Source organism: Kocuria sp. CPCC 204721 (assembly GCF_040980945.1).
Classification (GTDB): Bacteria; Actinomycetota; Actinomycetes; order Actinomycetales; family Micrococcaceae; genus Kocuria; species Kocuria marina.
Genome location: NZ_JAVKPO010000063.1, coordinates 1 through 589 on the forward strand (window position 1 = coordinate 1; position 589 = coordinate 589).

At 72.2% G+C, this 589-nt stretch carries 1 protein-coding gene; it reads right to left on the reverse strand.

Annotated features, from left to right (window positions below):
• Positions 1 to 477, reverse strand: a 477-nt coding sequence (locus RF637_RS13860) for an IMP dehydrogenase (protein WP_368845132.1), incomplete at its 3' end; no start/stop codon positions are given.
• Positions 478 to 589 lie beyond the last annotated feature (112 nt).

The following is a 589-nucleotide window of genomic DNA, read 5'->3' on the forward strand; positions in this document are numbered from 1 at the left end:
CACGCCGGCGTCCAGGACGGTGCGGTAGTGCTCCACCGTGCGCTGCGGCGTCAGGGACCCCGCGACGATGACGCCCGCCTCCCGGATCTGCGCCAGCCGGGCCGTGATCAGCTCCGGCTGGACGGGCGCCTCGTAGAGCTCCTGCATCCGGCGCGTGGACGCCGGGGCGTCCTCGCCGGAGAGCGCCGCGATCTCGTCGAGCACCGGCTGCGGGTCCTCGTAGCGGGTCCACAGCCCCTCGAGGTCCAGCACGCCCAGTCCCCCGGCGCGGCCGAGGGCGATGGCCGTCTCCGGGGACGTCGCCGAGTCCATCGGGGCGCCCAGGAACGGGATGGAGAACCGGTAGGCGTCGATCTGCCAGTCCGTGGACACGTCCCGGGGGTCGCGGGTGCGGCGGGAGGGGACGAGGGCGATCTCGTCCAGGGAGAAGGTGCGGCGGGCGCGTTTGGAGCGGCCGATCTCGATGTCGTAGCTCATGGTGTCCTTTCCGAACGGTGCTGCGGACGGTCGCTCAGCGCTGGTAGTTGGGTGCCTCGACGGTCATCGTGATGTCGTGCGGGTGGGACTCCTTGAGCCCGGCCGGCGTGAT